At 63.9% G+C, this 19,971-nt stretch carries 10 protein-coding genes and 1 tRNA gene; 5 read left to right on the top strand and 6 right to left on the bottom strand.

The annotated features are described in order from the left end of the window. Positions 1 to 35 precede the first annotated feature (35 nt). Positions 36 to 4,436 carry an Ig-like domain-containing protein gene (locus ACTXGA_RS16235; RefSeq protein ID WP_443395431.1) on the bottom strand — a complete coding sequence of 1,467 codons (4,401 nt, stop codon included), beginning with the start codon at positions 4,434 to 4,436 and terminating at the stop codon, positions 36 to 38. A 391-nt stretch (positions 4,437 to 4,827) separates the two neighbouring features. Between ACTXGA_RS16235 and ACTXGA_RS16230 the strand changes: the two genes are divergently transcribed. After that, positions 4,828 to 6,291: a cytochrome-c peroxidase gene (locus tag ACTXGA_RS16230; protein ID WP_443395429.1), complete on the top strand. Its 1,464-nt coding sequence runs from the start codon at positions 4,828 to 4,830 to the stop codon at positions 6,289 to 6,291. Positions 6,292 to 6,326: 35 nt separating this feature from the next. Here ACTXGA_RS16230 and ACTXGA_RS16225 read toward each other — a convergent pair whose 3' ends face one another. Both ACTXGA_RS16225 and ACTXGA_RS16220 read right to left on the bottom strand, forming a co-directional pair. Further along, on the bottom strand, positions 6,327 to 6,797 hold the full coding sequence (locus tag ACTXGA_RS16225) for an NUDIX hydrolase (protein ID WP_443395427.1): 471 nt from the start codon (positions 6,795 to 6,797) through the stop codon (positions 6,327 to 6,329). Positions 6,798 to 6,922: 125 nt separating this feature from the next. Continuing rightward, positions 6,923 to 6,999, bottom strand: a tRNA-Arg gene (locus tag ACTXGA_RS16220). A 160-nt stretch (positions 7,000 to 7,159) separates the two neighbouring features. On the opposite strand from ACTXGA_RS16220, the gene ACTXGA_RS16215 reads away from it, so the two are divergent. The 4 genes from ACTXGA_RS16215 to ACTXGA_RS16200 all read left to right on the top strand — a co-directional run bounded on the left by ACTXGA_RS16215 (position 7,160) and on the right by ACTXGA_RS16200 (position 16,095). Further along, on the top strand, positions 7,160 to 9,037 hold the full coding sequence (locus ACTXGA_RS16215; RefSeq protein ID WP_443395425.1) for a calcium-binding protein: 1,878 nt from the start codon (positions 7,160 to 7,162) through the stop codon (positions 9,035 to 9,037). A 25-nt stretch (positions 9,038 to 9,062) separates the two neighbouring features. Continuing rightward, positions 9,063 to 11,501, top strand: a complete 2,439-nt coding sequence (locus ACTXGA_RS16210; RefSeq protein ID WP_443395424.1) for a calcium-binding protein — start codon at positions 9,063 to 9,065, stop codon at positions 11,499 to 11,501. 25 nt (positions 11,502 to 11,526) lie between these two features. After that, positions 11,527 to 14,286, top strand: a complete 2,760-nt coding sequence (locus ACTXGA_RS16205) for a calcium-binding protein (protein ID WP_443395422.1) — start codon at positions 11,527 to 11,529, stop codon at positions 14,284 to 14,286. 84 nt (positions 14,287 to 14,370) lie between these two features. After that, on the top strand, positions 14,371 to 16,095 hold the full coding sequence (locus ACTXGA_RS16200) for a calcium-binding protein (protein WP_443395420.1): 1,725 nt from the start codon (positions 14,371 to 14,373) through the stop codon (positions 16,093 to 16,095). Positions 16,096 to 16,098: 3 nt separating this feature from the next. Here ACTXGA_RS16200 and ACTXGA_RS16195 read toward each other — a convergent pair whose 3' ends face one another. Genes ACTXGA_RS16195 through ACTXGA_RS16185 form a run of 3 tightly spaced genes read right to left on the bottom strand, consistent with a single transcriptional unit; the run spans position 16,099 to position 19,661 of the window. Beyond that, positions 16,099 to 17,481, bottom strand: a complete 1,383-nt coding sequence (locus ACTXGA_RS16195; RefSeq protein ID WP_443395584.1) for a sensor histidine kinase — start codon at positions 17,479 to 17,481, stop codon at positions 16,099 to 16,101. A gap of 27 nt (positions 17,482 to 17,508) precedes the next feature. Then, positions 17,509 to 18,927 (bottom strand): dihydrolipoyl dehydrogenase family protein, encoded by a 1,419-nt coding sequence (locus tag ACTXGA_RS16190; RefSeq protein WP_443395418.1) that lies wholly within the window; start codon positions 18,925 to 18,927, stop codon positions 17,509 to 17,511. Positions 18,928 to 18,929: 2 nt separating this feature from the next. After that, entirely contained in the window at positions 18,930 to 19,661 is a 732-nt protein-coding gene (locus ACTXGA_RS16185) for a TVP38/TMEM64 family protein (RefSeq protein WP_443395416.1), read from the bottom strand. Positions 19,662 to 19,971 lie beyond the last annotated feature (310 nt).

Here is a 19,971-nt window from a genome sequence, read left to right as displayed (position 1 = left end):
TTCTGCGCCGGGCCTGCGGACGGTACTCGTACCTGTTACGTAACCCCGTGAACCGAGGTGATGTCGTCTTCGATCAGCAGCGTCGCATCACCCAGCGAGAAGACGTTGAAGCCTTCGCCGTCGACGGTCCGCGTGCCTTGTGCCTGCGCGCCGGTGATCGTGACCTGATCGTCGGCCCCGCCGCGGATCGTGACGGTGTCGGTGTGATCCGACAGTGCCTTGATCTGCGCCTCGGTGATGGTCAGGCTGCTGTCCTCGGCGAAATGCAGATCGATGGTCTCGATCTGGAAGTCCGACAGCGCCGCCGCGATGTCGTCCGACATCTGCACCGCATTGGTGGCGGGGTCGTCCGTCACCAGGTAGGCGCCAGAGCTGTTGCCCGCCGCATCGGTCGAGGCCAGCACAAGGTGCGTGCCATCCGGAACCGAACCGGCAAGATCCATGTAGGTCTGCCCGATGGCCGGAATGTCGGTCGAACTGTCGATGTTCACCTCGACAACCGAGGGTGTCCCCTGCGGGCTGTCCAGCTTGCCAAGGAAGACCTCGTCGCCGCTGATTTCGGTCCGGATCAGGTCCACGCCGCTGCCGTCGCGGCCATAGCCGGTCCAGCTGATCGTATCGGGCTGTTCGGTATCGATGCTCAGGGACTCGGTGATGGTGCGGCTGTTGCCTGCCGGGTCCACCGCCTCGATCTCGACCGGGGCCGACAGGGTGCCGGTCGGGATCGCCGCCGGCGGAATGTCCACCGTCCAGTTGCCCGATGCATCCACCGTCGCCACATGCGCCATGCCACCGACGGTCACGATGACCGTCGATCCGACCTCGACCGTGCCGTTCAGGGTGACACCCTGCGCCGCCTCTGCCGCGTTGATCACGCCGTCCGGCGTCACCGGATCAGAGGACAGGGCCAGCGTGTTCACCAGCGTGTCGATGTCAAAAGCGACAGAGGTCGTCGCCACGTTGCCCGCGACATCCGTGGTGTCGATCCGGGCGCCGCTGTTCATCTCGCCCGAGGGGATCTCGGCCGCGGTGAAATCGACGCTCCAGTTTCCGGCCGCATCCACCGTCGCGGCGTGGGTCACACCTTCGAAGGTGACAGAGACAGTGCCGCCCGGTTCCGTGGTGCCGGTCAGGGTGAACCCGTCCGACGCCTCGGTCGCATTGATGACATTGTCGCCCTCGACCGGCGTACCGGAGGGGGCAAAGTTCACCACCTCGGTGTCCACCTGCACGCTGTCGGTGCGGGTCAGGGTGTTGCCCGCGCTGTCCACGATGGTGGCAGAGATATCGGCGGTATAGGTGCCCGGCGCGATTTCACCCGGCGCATAGTCCACCGACCAGTTGCCAGAGGCATCGGTCAGCACCGAATGGGTCACGCCGTTCATCGTCACGTCGACGATCTGCCCCGGGGTCGAGGTGCCCTTGATCGTCACCCCGTCCGAGGCTTCGACAAAGTTCACCACATCGTCGATCTCGACCGGCTCGGGGCTGATGGTCAGCAGGCCCGCATCGGTGTCGATGATGACGTTCTGGGTGATCGTATCGGTGTTGCCTGCCATGTCCTTGGACACGGCCGTCAGGGTCACGGTCTGTTCACCACTAGGCAGTTGTGCTGCGGTGAAATCGGCGGTCCAGTTGCCGCCCGCATCCACCACCGCCTGCACGGTGTGGCCGTTCAGCGTGATTGCGACGGTACCGCCCGGCTCTGTCGTGCCGGTCAGGCTGAGGCCCTGCGCCGCCTCGGAGGCGTTGATGACACCATCCGCGCCGCCCGGGGTCGAGGTGATGGCAAAGTTGCGCACCAGCGTGTCCAGATCGACCGTGCCGGTCGCCGTATCGCTGTTGCCTGCCGGATCGGTCGAGGTCGCGACAACGTTCAGCGTCTTTTCGCCCGTCGGCAGTTCGGCCGCGGAGAAATCCACCGTCCAGCTGCCATCCGCCGCAACCGTCGCCGGATGCGTGACGGTGCCCAGCGAAACACTCACGGTGCTGCCCGGTTCGGCGGTGCCGGTCAGGGTGACGCCATCCGCCCGCTCTGCCGCGTTGACCACGCCATCGCCTTCGACACCGGCGGTGTTCACGGTCACGTCGGTCAGCGTATCGATATCGATGCTGCCGGATGTGGTGGCCACGTTGCCCACCCCGTCGATCGAGGTCGCCATGACATCCAGTGTCGTTTCGCCCTCGGGGATTTCCGACGCGGGCAGCAGAACCTGCCACGATCCATCTGCAGCCACGGTTGCGTCATAGCTGTTGCCATTCACGGTGACGGTGACCGACGATCCGGCGTCTGTCGCTTCGGTATAGCCGGTCAGGACAACGCCATCGGCGCGCTCTGCCGCGTTTACGGTTCCGTCGCCCTCGACGCCCGACAGGTACATCTCGACATGGTTCGTCACGTCGATCTGGAACCCGCCAGAGGCCAGCGCCATGTTGCCCGCCGCGTCGGTCGAAAAGACCGTCGCCTCGACCATAATCGCATCGGCCTGCCCCGCGTTGGTCGGCAGGACAGAGGCCGGGAAGGGCATGGACCAGCTGCCATCGGCATTCACCACGGCAGAGGCCTGCTCGCCATAGAGTTCCAGCGTCACCGTGGTGCCGGGCTCTCCGGTGCCTGTAAAGGTCACCATGCCCGCATGTTCGGTGCTGTTGATCACGCCATCCACGGCCAGCGCCGAGGTGTCGATGGTCAGCGCCAGCTCGGTGTCTATGTCGACGCTGCCCGTCGCGGTAACGGTGTTGCCCGCCGCATCCGTGGCGGTCACGGCCACATCCATCAGAACGGTGCCGCGCGGCAGGTTCTCGGGCGGGATCATCACAGACCATTGGCCAGAGCCATCCGCCGTGGTGTCATAGTCGACGCCATTGGCCATCAGGCTCACGGTTGCGCCCGGCTCTGCCGTCCCGGTCAGGACGGTGCCGTCCGCCGCTTCGGCCGCGTTGATCACGCCGTCACCTTCGACGGTCGCCGTATTGACCGTCAGGGTCATCTCGGTATCCACCGAGAAGCTGTGCGTCATGGAAACCGCGTTCCCCGCCAGATCGGTCGAGACGATCTCTGCCGTGGTGTCATAGGTGCCCGTCGGCAGATCGCCCTTGTCGAAGGTCACGCTCCAGCCGCCATCGGCATCCACCGTCGCAGTCTTGGTCACGCCCTCGACCGTCACGGTGATCGTCGCGCCCGCTTCGCCGGTGCCGGTCAGGACCAGACCGCTGTCGTATTCGCCACCAGACACAAGGTTGTCGCCGGTCAGCGGCGCGTTTTCCAGCGTGACGGCGTTTTCGGTATCGACCTGCACCACATCCACAACCGTGGTGCTGTTGCCGAACAGATCGGTCGAGACCAGAGTGATCTCTTTTTCATAGGTGCCGCCGGGGAACACATCCCCGCTGAAGGTAAAGGACCATGTGCCGTCCTCGCCAACCGTGGTCACCTGGCTGGCGTCGCCGACGATGATTTTCATCTCGGCGCCCGGCTCACCCTTGCCGGTCACGGTCACGCCATCCGCGTGATCCTCGGCGTTCACCAGAACGCCGGTCGACACGGTGCCGTCCTCGATATCGATCAGCGGCGGGGTTGTGTCGATCTCGAACGTCGGGCCGGCAAGATCGGTCACCGTTCCATTGGGATCCACCACCGACACGCCGATGTTTTCGTACAAACCGTCAGGCGGGAAGTCGTCGCCCTCGAACACGATGCGCCAGGTGCGATCGTCGCCAGCGGTCCCGGTCAGGGTCGTATCGCCGATGGTGACATCGACCGTCGAACCGGGGTTCGCCGTGCCCGAAATGGCGATCGAAGGATCGTCGCCGCCGTTGATTTCATAGCTGCCGTCCGGATCGTCGACCGTGGGTCCGACCCACTGCGCGCCGCCACCGCCGCCGCTTCCGCCGCCGCCGGTTCCGGCGCCGATCAGGGCCGCGCCGCCCAGCGCAGCCGCGCCCAGACCAGCCGCACCAAGTCCGCCCATGCCCAGAAGACCGGCGGCCAGCATGCTGACCTCGTTGCCGTCAGCCGCACCGATGGCCTCGACCTCGGCCACCACTGTCGGCTCATCAAGAAAGATCAGCTGGTCAGAGGGGCTCCACTTGCCCCAGCTTTCGGTCGGCCCGTACTGCGCGAACAGCGCGCCGCCTTCGGACTGGACAAAGGTGACCTCGTTCAGCTCGCCGTTGGCGCTCAGGAACAACCGGCTGCCAATCTCGTCGCCGGAGAGGTCATAGTACCCTTCCAGCACGATCACGCGACCATCCGCCAGCGTGATCAGCAGATCATTCGCCGCCCGGTCATAACCGCGCACATCCGCCCGGCTGATATTTACTGAAACATCCTGACCGCCCGAAGCGTCAATCAGAAAGCCCTGTTTGTCACCGTCCACCGCACCGCGCTGAATATCGCCCGCACGGGTACGGGTCACGAATTTAATCGCGTTCATAACCACACCGCTCTTACCTCTGCGCCTGCTGTTTTTTTAGGTTTGCAGGCTTGTTTTTCGCCTCGGGGAATAACCCATTCCACATGACTAAGCCACATTGAAATGCCGCAATAGCCCGAAATGAGGGGGAAAAACCGGGACCAGACACCAAATGAGCCACAGATTGTGACAAAAATGCGGCGCTTTCCCTGGTGCCCAATCCGACAGCACACCATGTCTGACGCGGCGTCAACCGGCACCGGCAGCGGGCATCGGCAAGGTCGTCCCGGACGGTTTCACAACCCACGGGCCGCCGATCCACCGCGATCAGGCAGGCTGCGGATTCAGGCCGCGCGGGCCTGCCCCCTGCCGGCAAATCCGCCGTGGAAGCATTTCCCGAAACGGAAAGCCGTTGTTTCGAAAGCCGAAAGAAAGATCCGAAAAATTCACGCCTTTTCCGAAACTTGCCAAGCCGCCCGCGATTGATCACAGTTTCGTTATCGACCGACGCTCCGATTTTGAAAGCAGGTTTCAGAAGTTCAAATCCTTTTCCCCGCCCGCATTCCGTCCACTGGCGCTCTGCCTTGCCCTGCTGGCGCTCAGCATCCCCGCAGCCCACGCCCAATCAGAGGCGATCCGCTCCGGCGACTACCTGCGCTTCGATCAAAGGCAAGCGCAATTGGGGCGTCTGCTGTTCTATGACAAGATCCTGTCAGGCAACCGCAACATCAGCTGCGGCACCTGCCATCACCATACGCTGCACGGCACCGACGCGCTCAGCCTTGGCATCGGTGAGGGCGGCGAGGGCCTTGGGGCGGATCGCACCCCCGGCGCAGGCCTCACCCGCATTGCCGACCGCGTACCGCGCAACGCCCCCGCATTGTGGAACCTTGGCCACGGGACGGTGAGGGTCATGTTCCACGATGGCCGCGTGGAAAAGACCGACGTCAAGGGCATGGCCTTCACCACCCCCGCCGGGGACAAGACACCGCGCGGGTTGAACTCGGTCCTCGCCGCGCAGGCGCTGTTCCCGGTCAGCTCTCCGACAGAGATGGCCGGCGCCCCGGACGAAAATGAGATCAGCGCCCTGTTCAAAGAGAGCATCGAGCTTGGCTGGCAGGCGCTGGCGCAGCGCGTCCGGGATATCCCCGAATACGAACGGCTGTTCATCCGCGCCTTTCCCAACGTGCGCACCGGGCAGGATATCACCATCGTCGAGATCGCCAATGCCATCGCCGCCTTCGAAGGCACCGAATGGCAGAGCTTTGACAGCCCCTATGACGCGTGGCTGACCCGCGGCGCGCCGCTGCCCGCGCTGGCCGAACGCGGGCGCCAGCTGTTCTTTGGCGAGGCAGGCTGCGCCGCCTGTCACAGCGGTCCGCTGTTCACCGATCAGGAATTCCACGTGGTCGGCGTGCCGCAGTTCGGCCCGGGCCGTCCCTTTGACGGCGACACCATCCCGCGTGACCTTGGGCGCATGGAAACCACCCGCAACCCGAACGACGCCTATCGCTTTCGCACACCCTCGCTGCGCAACGTGGCGCTGTCCGCGCCCTATGGCCACAACGGCGCCTACCCCACCTTGCGCGACATGATCCGCCATATGTGCGACCCGATCACCGCCCGCCGGGATTGGACGCCCGGTATGGCCCGCCTGCCGCAGGCTGATTGGCTGGCGGATGATTTCCGCCTGCTATCCTCCTACACCGAAGAGCTGGAACAGCAGGTCGCCTATCTGGATATCGTACCGGTGGACATGGTCGAGAGAGACATCGACGCGCTGGAGGCGTTCCTGAACGCCCTCACCGGCCAAAGCGCAGACAACCGCCCGCTTGGCCGCCCGGACCGCGTGCCCAGCGGGTTGCCCGTCGACTGAAACGCACAACGCCCGGGGGTGTCCCGGGCGTCCGTTCAGTCCATGCTCTTGATCAATTCCCGGATCGCCGGAACCTTGGTCGGGTTGCGATGCAAGCACATCAGCAGATCCGCCAGTTCCTGCTCATCCACCCGCTTGGCCGCCGCCTTTGGCGTGAACCACTTGCGCTTGCGCTCTCCGCGCTCTTTCCAGTCGCGCAGCAGTTTTTCGACGAACATCGGGTAGACCTCGACAAGGCAGGGCATGATCCTGCCGTTGTCAAGGATCTTGGGATAGCGATAGGTGCCGATCATCTCGGTCCCCATGTGGCCCTTGGCCCCCGCCTCTTCCAGCGCCTCGATGGCGGCAGCGGCCCAGGGTTTCTTGCCATTCATGGTCCAGCCCTTGGGCATGACCCAGCGCCCCGTATCGCGCGAGGTGACCATCAGGACCTTGACCTGGTCCTTGGCATCCCGCCGCATGGGCAGCGCCGCAATTTGTTCACCCAACTCCGGCAAACGCGTCATCCTTTGAACTTGAAGGGCGGCAAAGGCCACCCGTCAGATCGCTTAGTCACTATTTGGCATTGCACCAGCCCGATTGAGGAAAAGCCGCGCCAGTCCCGATGGACGGCGCGGCTTTTCCGGAAAGCTGGCGGACCGAGGAGGATTCGAACCCCCGACCCCTTGATTCGTAGTCAAGTACTCTATCCAGCTGAGCTATCGGTCCGTGAGGGGGGGATTTACCCCCCGTGTCCGGCCTTTGCAAGGGGCAAACTCAGGTTTTCGCGATGATCCGCGAAACTTCCTGTGCAGCCTTGCGGCAGATCAAGGCTGCACCGCCGAAATTGGCCAGGCTGTCGCAGAGCTTCCGATCCGGAGACAGGGAAATGGCGTTCATAATCGGCTCGATTATCGGCGAAGACCTCCTGGGCACCCCGCTTGCCGACGCGATCTTTGGTCTAGAGGGCAGCGATACCCTGCGCGGGTTTGACGGCGATGATCGGCTTGAAGGCAATCGCGATGACGACCTGATCGACGGTGGCACGGGGGCGGACACGCTCTTGGGCGGGCATGGGAATGACACGATACTTGCCGGTCCGGGCGCCGACAGCATGGATGGTGCGACAGGGATCGACCTGCTCGACTATTCTGCCGCAACCGGCAACCTGTCAGTGTTGATCTACGCCTTTACCGGGTTCCACCATCCAACGGGCGACCCGCTGGCCCTTGGCGATACCGTCGTCAGCGACTCGTTCGAGCAGGTATGGACCGGCAGCGGCAATGACACCATCGGGGGCACCGATGGCGCCAACCTCATCATGGCCGAAGCGGGCAACGATTCCCTGCTTGGGCTGAACGGCAACGACACGCTGATCGGCGGCGACGGCAACGACACGATCCGGGGCCACTTCGGCGATGACGTGATCGACGGAGGGCCGGGCGCGGACCTTATGGACGGCGGTGTGCAGGGCAATGACCTACTGGACTATTCCGCCGCTGCAACGGCCGTGACAGTCCTGCTGGCCAGCAACACGGTCTCGGGCGATCCGCTGACCCTTGGCGATACCATCACGAATTTCGAAGGCGTGCTGGGCGGCGCGGGCGATGACCTGTTGGGGGGCAATACTCTGGCCAACCGGCTGGACGGCAACGGCGGCAATGACACGCTCGAGGGGTACTCGGGCGACGACAAAATGCATGGCGGCGAGGGGCACGACTCGCTGGATGGCGGGCCGGGAGCGGACATGATGACCGGCGGCGACGGGGATGATTATCTCTTTGGATCGGATGACAACGACACACTGCGCGGCAACGATGGCAACGACACACTGCAAGGCGGTCGGCAGGACGATCTGCTTTACGGTGGTGTCGGCAACGACGTCCTGCGCGGCTCACAGCAGTGGGCGCTGCACATCGGACAGGATACGCTTTTTGGCAACGCGGGCGATGACAGCCTTTTCGGCATGTATGGCGATGACATCTGCGCCGGACAGGACGGTCGGGACCTGGTGCAGGGCGATCAGGGCAATGATACGCTTTCGGGCGGAGCCGATGACGATACCGTTCTGGGGGGAATTGGCGACGACGTAATCTATGCCGGTCCCGGTGCCGACAGTCTGGACGGCGGCAAGGGCACCGACACGCTCAGCTATGCCGGCTTTTCCTCGGGGGTCAATGTGCAGCTTGGCGCACAACTGACCGGTGGCGCGGCGGCGAACGACAGCAACGCGGGGTTCGAGGTTCTGATTGGCGGGCAAAGCGGGGACACGCTGATCGGCCGCGACAGCGCCGACACCCTGCGCGGGCTGGATGGAGACGACACGGTCAACGGGCTGGACGGCGATGACCTGGTGCAGGGCGGCACGGGAAACGATCATCTTCTCGGAGGGCCGGGGCATGATCGGCTGACCGGGCAGGATGGCCAAGACACGCTGACCGGCGGCGCCGGGAATGACATGCTGAGTGGTGGCAGCGGGGACGACAGTTTTATCTTCGAGGGCAGTTTCGGCCGTGACGTGATCTACGATTTCGGCATGGACGGCGCAGATCTGGCCCACATCCTTGGCGCCTCGGCGGGTTACAACAGCTTCGCCGATTTCGACATCAACACCGACGGTGTGATCGACGCCACCGATGCCGCCCTGACAGCAAATGTTCAGGCAGATGCCGCTGGTCTGACCCTGCTGTTCGATGCGTCGGGCGACCTGTCCGTAACCTTCGACACTCTGACCACGCTCACAACAACCGACCTGTTTTTTACCTGACGCGTCCCGCGTCCAAGGAGGCCCCATGGCCCTGATCACTGGCACCGCAGGCAACGACATTCTGAACGGCACTGCGCTGGACGACTTGCTGCTCGGGCAAGAGGGGAATGACACGCTCAACGGTCTGGGCGGCAATGACCGGCTCGACGGCAATGCTGGCGATGACGTTCTGGATGGTGGAGCGGGAGAGGACACGCTGCTGGCCGGGGTTGGCGATGACACGCTCATTGGCAGCCTCGGCGCGGATACGATGAACGGCTCCGGGGGCAACGACCTTGTCGACTACTCGGCGGCGACAACCCCGATCACCCTTAGCCTGTACACGGGCTTTCCTTACCATCCGACCGGCGACCCGGTGGCCTCCGGCGACCTGATCGATCTTGTCGAACGGTTCCTGATGGGCAGCGGCAATGACACCGTCTATGGCAATGTCTTCCACAATGACTCAGTGGACGGCGGCCCGGGGGATGATCACCTGATCGGTTTCGGCGGCAACGACCTGTTGGAAGGTGGCGACGGCAACGATTTTCTGGAAGGCCGCGACGGGTCAGATACGCTGATCGGCGGAGCTGGCAACGACACGCTTGATGGCAGCAACGTGTTCGCCGGGAATGACTTTCTTGATGGAGGCCAGGGCAACGACAGCCTCCTTGGCGGCCTCGGTGACGACTCTCTGCTGGGCGGCGAAGGCGACGATACTCTCTTTGGCGGCGTTGGGAATGACACGCTCGACGGCGGACCGGGAGCGGATCACCTGATCGGAAGCATTTGGCACGACACGCTTGACTATTCCGCCGCACTTTTGGCTGTCACGGTACGCCTGTGGAACAACACGGTGTCTGGCGATCCGCTGACTACGGGCGATGTCATAGAGTCATTGGAATGTGTCATGGGTGGCGCGGGCAACGACCTGCTGGAGGGCAACCACCTCGAAAACCAGTTGGAAGGGAACGCAGGCAATGACACCCTGATCGGTTACGGCGGCAAGGACACGCTGCTTGGCGGCGATGGTGCCGACGTGCTGGACGGCGGCCTGTTGAACGATACGCTGGATGGCGGCACTGGTGACGACAGCCTCATTGGCGCTTCGGGCAATGACGCCCTCTCGGGCGGGGCTGGAGATGACACCATCAACGCAGGCGCGGGTGACGATACGGTCACTGGCGGACCTGGTGCGGATTCGATGATGGGCACCCTTGGCGTCGACACGCTGGACTATTCCGCCAGCCCGACAGGCATCACCGTGAACCTTCATTTGAACACGGCCTCGGGCGGCGACGCGCAGGACGACACGATCAGTTCCTTCGAACGGATCATCGGCTCGGACACCGGGGACGATTCCCTGTCCGGTTCGAGCACCGGCAACAGGCTGTCCGGATTGGGCGGGAACGATACCCTCTCGGGCGGCTCCGGACAGGACTTTATCGACGGCGGCACCGGCAACGACCTCATCTTTGGCCATGCCTCTGCCGATGACATCTGGGGCCGCGACGGCAACGACACGCTGTACGGCAACGACGGCGACGACAGCCTGATGGGGTGGGCAGGCGACGACCTGATGATCGGCGGTTCAGGGAATGACACCCTGCGCGGAGAACTCTCCTTTTCGCAAATCATCGGTCATGACACGCTGCACGGCAACGACGGCAATGACATCCTGATCGGCGGATATGGTGATGATCTGATCGCCGGACAAAACGGTCGGGATTTCGTGAATGGTGATCAGGGCAATGACACCCTTTCGGGCGGGGCGGATATCGACACCCTCATCGGGGGCGATGGCAACGACGTCGTTTATGCCGGTCCCGGCGGCGACAGCCTTGAAGGCGGCGCGGGCATTGACACTCTGAGTTACGCGGCCTTCACAGTGGCCGTCGAGGTCCAGCTTGGCACCCAGCTCACGGGAGGCGCAGCGGCTGGCGACAGCATCTCGGGGTTCGAAGTACTGATTGGCGGCAGTGCGGCGGATACCCTGATGGGCGGCACCGGCGCAGAGACCCTGCGCGGTCTGGACGGTGATGACCTTCTTTACGGTCTTGAGGGGGCCGACCTCGTACAGGGCGGTGACGGCCACGACCAGATATTCGGCGGATTGGACAACGACCGGCTGACAGGACAGGCGGGGAACGACACGCTGATCGGCGGCGGCGGAAACGACCAGATCAGCGGCGGAACAGGCGCGGACGAATTCCTGTTCACGGGCGGTTTTGGACGGGACGTGGTCTTTGAATTCACCCCCGGAGAGGACATTGCCCGCGTCCTCGGCACCGCCGCCGGGTTCAACAGTTTTGCCGATTTCGATGCGAACAGCGACGGTGTGATCGACGCCACCGATGCCGCGCTGACGGCGCAGGTGCTGGCGGATGCCTCTGGCCTGACCCTGCTGTTCGATGCCACCGGCACGACGTCCGTAACCTTCGACACTCTGACCACGCTCACAACAACTGACCTGCTCTTTACTTGACGCGTCCCGCGTCCAAGGAGGCCCCATGGCCCTGATCACTGGCACCGCAGGCAACGACATCCTCGACGGGACGCCGCTGGACGACACGATCCTCGGGCTGGCAGGCAATGACACGATCAGTGGCCAGAATGGCGCCGACCGGATCGAAGGCGGCGACGGAAACGACTCGATCGACGGCAACAACGGAAATGACACAATCATCGGCGGCGAAGGCAATGACCGCCTCTCGGTCGGCGGCGGCTCACGTACCGGCCAGGACATCGTGCTTGGCGGCCCCGGCGACGACTGGATTTACGGCAATGGGTCCGAATACGGCGGCCACGATCTGCTCGATGGTGGTGCAGGCAATGACACGGTCAGCTTTGCCTATGGGCAGGGCTCGATCTTCATAAACCTCGCCACCAGCACGGTCGGCGGTCATATCTGGAACGACACGATCTCGGGTTTCGAAAACGCCGAGGGCGGGTGGTACGCGGATTTCCTTGTCGGCTCTTCAGGCCCGAACCTGCTGATCGGCAACGACGGCAACGACAAGCTCTGGGGCGGAGCGGGTGACGACACCCTGACCGGAGGACTGGGCGAGGATGAGTTCTTCGGCGGTCCCGGCAACGACCTGATCGATGGCGGCCACCAATCGAACCATCTCTACGAGGACATCGACACCGCAAATTACGCCAATGCCACGATGGGGCTCGACATTGGCCTCGGGCCCGAGACCGTCACGACCGCCGACCCTTTCATCGGAAACGACACCATCCGCGAAATCGAAATCGTCATCGGCGGGGCCGGCAACGACCGTATCTATGGCACGGCGGAGCATGAAACCCTGTTCGGCAACGATGGCCTCGACACGCTGGTCGGCATGGGCGGCGATGACAGCCTTGACGGCGGCAGCGGGGCCGACCGCCTGCTCGGCTGGCTCGGCAACGACACCCTGATCGGCGGCGACGGGCACGACCTGCTGGAAGGACAGGGCGGGCACGACAGCCTGATCGCCGGTCCCGGGGCCGATACGCTGATCGGCGGCATCGGCAATGACACTCTGCAGGCCGGTCCCGGCGCAGAGCTGCTCGACGGCTCACCGGGTGAGGTCGACACGCTGGACCTGAGCCTTGCGGTGAACGCCATGTTGGTCCGGATCTGGAGCAGCACTGCCGCCGGTGATCCAGTTGTCGCGGGCGACACGATCCGGAGCTTTGACAATCTCATCAGCGGAGCGGGCAACGACACCATCGAAGGCAGCGTCCGCAACAACCGCCTCGAAGGCGGTGCCGGTGACGACCTGATCCACGGCTACCGCGGCAACGATCGCATCATCGGAGATGAGGGCAATGACACTCTCTTCGGCGGGCCCGGACACGATACGCTGAGCGGCAGGAATGGCGACGACAGGGTTTTCGGCGGGTCGGGAAATGACTTTCTGTCGAGTGACGCAGGCAATGCCTTGCTCGTTGGCGGCGCGGGCGCTGACAACCTATCAAGCAGGTATTCTGCAGAGAGCGATTTCGACACGCTGATCGGCAATGACGGCAATGACTTTCTCCGGGGGGGCAGCGGACAAGCCGTCATTTCAGGTGGCCCGGACGCCGATTGGATCATCGGGGGCGTCGGGAACGAAACGATTTCGGGGGGGCCCGGCAGCGATACGATCAGCGGCGGCGCGGGAGACGATCTCATCTACGCAGGCCCCGACTGGTTCGTCATCGACGGCAGCTACGGTGAAGATACGATGAACAACTCGATGCTCTCCGACGATCTGGAGATCAGCCTGCACGCCTGGAACTTCGAAAGCATCGATTGCCGCTACTGCACCTATTCCAACCCCTCCGCCTTCGAACACCTCGTCGGCGGCACCGGCAACGACACACTGACCGGCAGCATGGACAACAACCTGCTGCGTGGCCTTGAAGGATTGGACAAGATCGACGGGCTGGATGGCGACGACACGATACAGGGCGGTCCGGGAAACGACTGGCTGATCGGCAACGCCGGGCATGACCTGCTGCACGGTCAAGAGGGCGACGATTCCCTTGATGGCAACACCGGAAACGACTCGCTCTCTGGCGGCGCGGGCAACGACACCTTGCGCGGCTGGGCGGGAAATGACGTGCTCTATGCCGACTCGGGCGCCGACCATATCGACGGCGGCGACGGGACGGACGTGCTGAGCTATGCCGACATGACCCAATGGCTCAGCATCGACCTCTCTACCCTGCGCACGGGAGGCGCGGCGGCAGGCGATCTCATCCTCTCCATCGAAGTCCTGATCGGCGGCAGCGCGGGCGACGCGCTGACCGGCACCCACGGCAACAATACCCTGCGCGGCGGGGATGGCAACGACACGCTGCGCGGGCAAGGCGGCAGCGACCTGCTGCAGGGTGGCGCTCAGGACGACCTGCTGCTCGGTGGCACGGGCTGGGACCGGCTGAACGGTCAAGACGGGAACGACACCCTTCACGGCGGCATGGGAAACGACCACTTACACGCAGGCACAGGCGAGGACGAATTCGTTTTCGAAGGCAATTTCGGTCAGGATACGGTTTATGAGATCAGCCACGACGGCAGGGATCTCTTGCGGGTCCTCGGGACGGGGCCGGGCTTCAACGACATCGCCGATTTCGACGTGAACGCAGACGGCATGATCGATACCGTCGACGCCGCGCTGACCGGGAACCTGACCTTCGACGGCGCATCGCTCACGCTGATCTTCGATGCGGCGGGAACCCTCTCCATCAGGCTCTACGAAACCACGGCCCTGCCCGCCACCGACCTGCTCTTCGTCTGACCCCTTGTGTGATTGCGCCGTGTCAAGGCGTGTCCGATCACGCTGCCCTACACTCCGGCTGCATCACCTGAGGGAGGAAGGGTCATGGCAAACCGGGACAAGGGCGTGATCATCGGCACGGCGACCGACGGGAATGACCTGAATAACGGCAGCATCTACTCTGACTGGCTGCTCGGTCTGGCCGGAGACGACACGTTGAACGGCTACGGCGGCAACGATCTGCTTGAAGGGCACGCCGGCAATGACCGGCTGGATGGCGGCATCAACGACGACACATTGATTGCCGGGGACGGTGCGGATTACCTCAGCGGCAGTTCCGGCGACGACTGGCTGGTGCCCGGGCTTGGCCCGGACACGCTGCTTGGCGGGTCGGATTACGACACGCTGGATTATTCCGGCACGACGATGGGGGTGAACCTCGATTTCACCGATGGCAGTTCCTACTGGGCGGTTCTGTCCTCCATTGATCCCATCGCCATCGGGGATCGGGTGTCGATGCAGTTCGAACATGTCATCGGCGGGTCAGGCGATGACACCCTGACCGGCGGCGACGCGGGCAACGGCATGTGGGGCGGCCCCGGCGACGACATGCTGATCGGTGGCATTCACCTCAGCCAGATGGACGGCGGCCCCGGAGCCGACACGCTGGACGGGACGCTCAGCGCCTACGACAGCGCAAATTTCGAAGCAGCCGACAGCAATGTGCTGGTCCGGCTGTGGAATGGCGCCATCGTCACCACGGACCCCGACTACGCCTCCGATGTCCTGATCAGCATCGAAGGCGCGTTCATGGGGGACGGCGACGACACCGTCGAAGGCACGCATGGCATCAACGATCTCTTCGGCGGTTCAGGCAATGACCTGCTGATGGGCTTCGCAGGCGACGACGGTCTCGAAGGCGGAGAGGGCAACGACAGTATCCTTGCGGGTTTTGGCAATGACATCGTCAAGGGCGATACCGGGCACGATCACCTCGAAGGCTGGATCGGCAATGACATCATAGAGGGCGGCGCGGGCAATGACCGGATGGCAGGCCAGCTGGGCAATGACGTGCTGATGGGCGGACTGGGCAACGACACCTTGTCGGATGGGCCGGGACAGGACACGCTCTATGCCGAGGGCGGGCATGACGTCGTCTACTCCGGCGCAGGCGATGACAAGCTGGATGGCGGGCTTGGCATCGACACTCTGAACTTTTCCGGCTGGGCAAAGCAGGTGACGGTGGACCTTGGCGCAGGTATCTCGACCGGACCAGCGGGAACCGATGCGCTCTCCGGTTTCGAAAACGCGACCGGCGGCAGCGCGGGCGACCTGATCACCGGCTCTGCCGAGAACAACCTGCTGAGCGGCCTCGCCGGTGATGACACCCTCAGCGGATTGGCGGGCCTCGACACATTGGTCGGCGGTAATGGCAACGACAGCCTGTTGGGCGGCGGCCAGTTCGATATCCTCGCCGGACAAGCGGGCAACGACACGCTGAACGGCGGGGGCCAGAACGACTTTCTGCGGGGCGGCGACGGGGCGGATGTCTTCGACTTCGTCGACAGCTTCGGCGCAGATGTGATCGACGATTTCGGCTTTGGCGGGGCCGATGTGGCCCGGATCAGCGGCGCGCCCGCAGGTTTCGACAGCTTCGCGGCCTATGACGTGACGGGAAACGGCACGATAGACGCCGCCGATGCGGCCCTGACCGCCAATGTCGCGCTGGGTCCAGATGGTCTGACCCTGTATTTCAATGCGGTCGGCACACAGGCGATCACGTTCCACGGCACCAACGCGCTGGATGCCACCGACCTGCTCTTCGTCTGAGCCTCAGCTCACCCCGCCCATCGGCAGGCGGATTTCAAAGCAGGTGCCGGTCTCATCCGACCGGCCCAGCGTGACGCTGCCGCCATGGCCGCGGATCAGTTCGGCGACGATCGCCAGCCCAAGTCCGGACCCGCCCTTGCGCACGCCGCCATGAAAAGCCTGAAACAGGTGTTCGCGCGCCTTGGGCGGCAGTCCGGGGCCGGTATCGGTGACCGTGATCACCCAATCCTGTTCCTCGGCCCGCGCGGCCACGCTGATCTCGCCCGGTTGGCCGGTGGCCACGATGGCCTGCCGCGCGTTTCGTACCATGTTGGACAGCGCGCGGTAGATCTGCTCCGGATCGCCGCGCACCATCAGCCCCGCCGGGATATCCTCGGACAGCGACACATCCGCCTCGCCAATCGCCAGCCGCTCGGCCTCCAGCACCTCGCCCGTCAATTCCGACAGGTTGAACAGCAACAGCCGCGGCGCGGGCTCTTCGGCGCGGCCAAAGGCCAGCGTGCTTTCGCAAAGCGAAATCGCCCGCGTGATCGAGTTCACCAGCTTGGGCGCCATGCGCTTGACCGCCGGGTCCTCGGACATCTCGATCCGGTCGGTGAACAACTGCGCCGATGTCAGGATATTGCGCAGGTCGTGGCTGACCCGCGCGACGGCCCCGCCCAGCTGCGCCAGCCGCTCTTTCTGGCGCAGGGCCTGCGTCAGTTGCGATTGCAGCGATTGCAGCGATTCCTCGGCCTCGCGCAACTCGCGCACGCGCGCGGTGGGCTGGATGATGCGCCGGGCGTCCTCGGGGGCCTCTGCATATTCGCGGATATGGCCCACGACGCCCTTGATCGGCTTGACCAGCAACCGCCGCACCGCAAGGAACAACAGCCCCGCCGTGATGATCGAGATCGCCGCCGACAGCATCAGGATGCGCACCCCGTAGTCCACCATCGCCGCCCGCAGCGGCCCGCTGTCCATCGTGACCTCGATCAGTTCACCGCCGTCGCGCAGCGGGCTGCCGATCACCCGGATCACCTGCCATTCGCTGTCGATGAGACAGCCGATGGCATCGCGCATCAGCGTCCAGGCAGAGGCATCGCGCAGATCGAAGGTCTGCGCCACCTCGCCCGGCACCTCGGAGGACAGCACCAACTGCCGGATCTGGTCGCGCTGCAAGACCACGTTGAAAACGCCCGCGTTCTCCAGCAACTCGCGTTCCAGCTCCGGCTCGATCATCTCGTCAGCCAGCAGCGCCAGCGACGCGATCTGCGCCCGCTCCAGCCGCGCCAGCAGGTAATCCTCGCGGAACCGCGCGACAGAGGGGACAAAGATCAGCACCTCGGCCACCATCACGAAGATGACCGTCAGGATCAGGAACCGACCGGAGAGGGAATTCAGGATGCGCATCTCTCTATCTGGACAGCCTTTTCAGGGAAGCCAGCGCTGGACCAGCCGAACAACCGTTTTCACCACGTTACTCTCAAACAGCTTTGGCGAGAAATAGGCACCCGCAACCCGTTTGTTAATCTCTCCAACGGTCGGATAGGGAGAAACCGTCGCAGAAACCGCGCTCATCTTCAGCCCGTTGGCAATCACCAGCGACCACAGGCTGGACAATTCCCCCGCCTGATGGCCGACGATCGTGACCCCCACGGGCCGCCCCTTGACGACCATGACCTTGATGAAACCCCTGGTCTTGCGCTCGGCGATCAGCCGGTCGTTGTGATGGAAATCGAACCGCGCCAGTTCCACCTTGTCGCCATGTTCCTCGCGCGCCTTCGCCTCTGTCAGGCCCACCTGCGCCAGTTCCGGCTGGGTGTAGGTGGCCCAGGGGATATGCGCGGTCTTGGCCTTGGCCGGCAGGCCCAGCACGGCAGAACGGACCACGATCCCGGCGTGATAGCCCGCCACATGGGTAAACTGCAGCCCGCCCGCCACATCGCCGATGGCATAGACACGGCGGTTGCTGGTCTTCAGGCTGTCGTCCACCTTGATGCCGGATCTGGTCGTCTCGATCCCGGCGGCCTCAAGGTTCAGTTTGTCGGTATTGGTCTTGCGTCCAACCGCGACCAGCAGATGAGAGCCCTTGAAAACCCGCCCGTCCTTGGCCTCGACCTCGATGCCACCATCGGTGCCCCGGATCTCGGCGGCCAGCGCATCCTCGGCGATTTCGATGCCTTCGGCCCGCAGGTTGTCCAGCACCAGCGCCGCGGCCTCCGGGTCATCCTTGCCCAGCGCCTTGGCCCCTTCGATCACCGTCACCCGTGATCCCAGACGTCGATGCGCCTGCGCCATCTCCATCCCGATGGGGCCGCCGCCGATGATCAGCAGATGCTCGGGGCGCTCGCGCAATTCCCACAGGGTTTCGTTCGTCAGATAGGGCACACCGTCCAGCCCCGGGATCGGCGGCACCAATGGCGACGATCCGGTGGCAATGACGATCCGACGTGCCGTAATGCGATACTCCCCTGCCTCGACCTCGGTCTCAGAAACAAAGCGCCCGTATTCGCGGATCACCCGCACGCCAAAGCCTTCGAACCGCTCCTGGCTGTCCACCGGCTCGATCTGGGAAATCACGTCGGCCACATGGTCCTTGGCGGCGGCATAGTCCACCTGCGGCACCACGTCGGACACACCGTAAACCGACGCATGCTGCATCCCGTAGGCCACCTTGCCCGAGGCGATCAGCGCCTTGGACGGGACACAGCCATAGTTCAAACAGTCGCCGCCCATCTTGTGACCCTCCAGCAGAATCACGTCCGCGCCCATCTGGCTGGCCCCCGCCGCCACCGACAACCCGCCGGACCCGGCGCCAAGGATCAGGAGATCACATTTCAGCTTTTCCATGATCACAGCCCCTTCTGGCCGCGAACGGCCTTCAGCAGGATCGGCAGCGCCGACAGCGCGGCAAGTCCAAGGATCGGCCCGATCACATGCGGCGCAAAGATGATGCTCAGGTCGGGCGTCTCGCCGCGTGCGAACACCTCGCCCAGACCCGCGCCGACAGAGGTATAGACCACAGCCCCCGGAATGATGCCAAGGAAGGTCGAGATCACGTAGCGATGCAGCGGCACCTCAAGGAAAGCAGGCACAAGGTTGGCAACGAAGAACGGCACCGCCGGGACCAGCCGGATCAGGAACAGCATGGACCACTGGTTTTCGTCGATCCCGTCCTTGATCTTTTTCACCATGCCCTGCGAATGCTCCAGCTTTTCGCCCAGACCCGCGCCCAGACCCCAGCGCGCGGCCAGAAAGATGCCGGTCGCGCCCAGCGTGGCGGCGGTCACATTATACAGCGCGCCGGGAAAGGTCGCGAAAAGGAACCCGCCGGTCAGCGTGGCGATGGTCGCCCCGGGCAGCGAAAAGGCCACGATGATCACATAGGCCACGATAAAGACCGCCAGCGTCAGTACATAGTTGGCATCCCGGAACGCCAGCAGCGCCTCGCGGTTTTCGGCCAGCGTCTCGAACGTCAGGTAGTCGCGCAGCGTGAAAAAGCCGATCACGGCGACCACAAGGATCGCGATCAGGGGCAGGTGGCGTTTGATGCCGGGTTTTGGCGTGTCGGTCATGTCACTCATTGTCTGGGCCTTCGGGGCTGTTGTGTCGGGTTGCAGGATAGATGCCCCCCTTTGCCGCGCAGAAACAGCCGCCTCACGCCCGCTTGATCTGACTTGTACGCCAGCGTGAGAAATCCCCGCCCGAAAGGCCAGAGTGAAACATTTCTCCCCCCATGGCGGGGGCCGTTTGTTGCAATACGGGCGGGGTTGGCGGGCCTTTTGTCGCTTGGGCGCGGCTTGACCGTGAGGGGCGAAGATGAAGAATGGGTAAAAACGCGGCTGTAAGCTCTTGATTCTGCATTCCCCCTAAGCTGTCCACGCGTGGACATGC

This window comes from Antarctobacter jejuensis (genome assembly GCF_052266595.1).
In the GTDB taxonomy this organism is placed as follows: domain Bacteria; phylum Pseudomonadota; class Alphaproteobacteria; order Rhodobacterales; family Rhodobacteraceae; genus Antarctobacter; species Antarctobacter jejuensis.
Note: the sequence above shows the minus strand (reverse complement) of the source record. Positions and strands in the feature narration are given on the sequence as shown.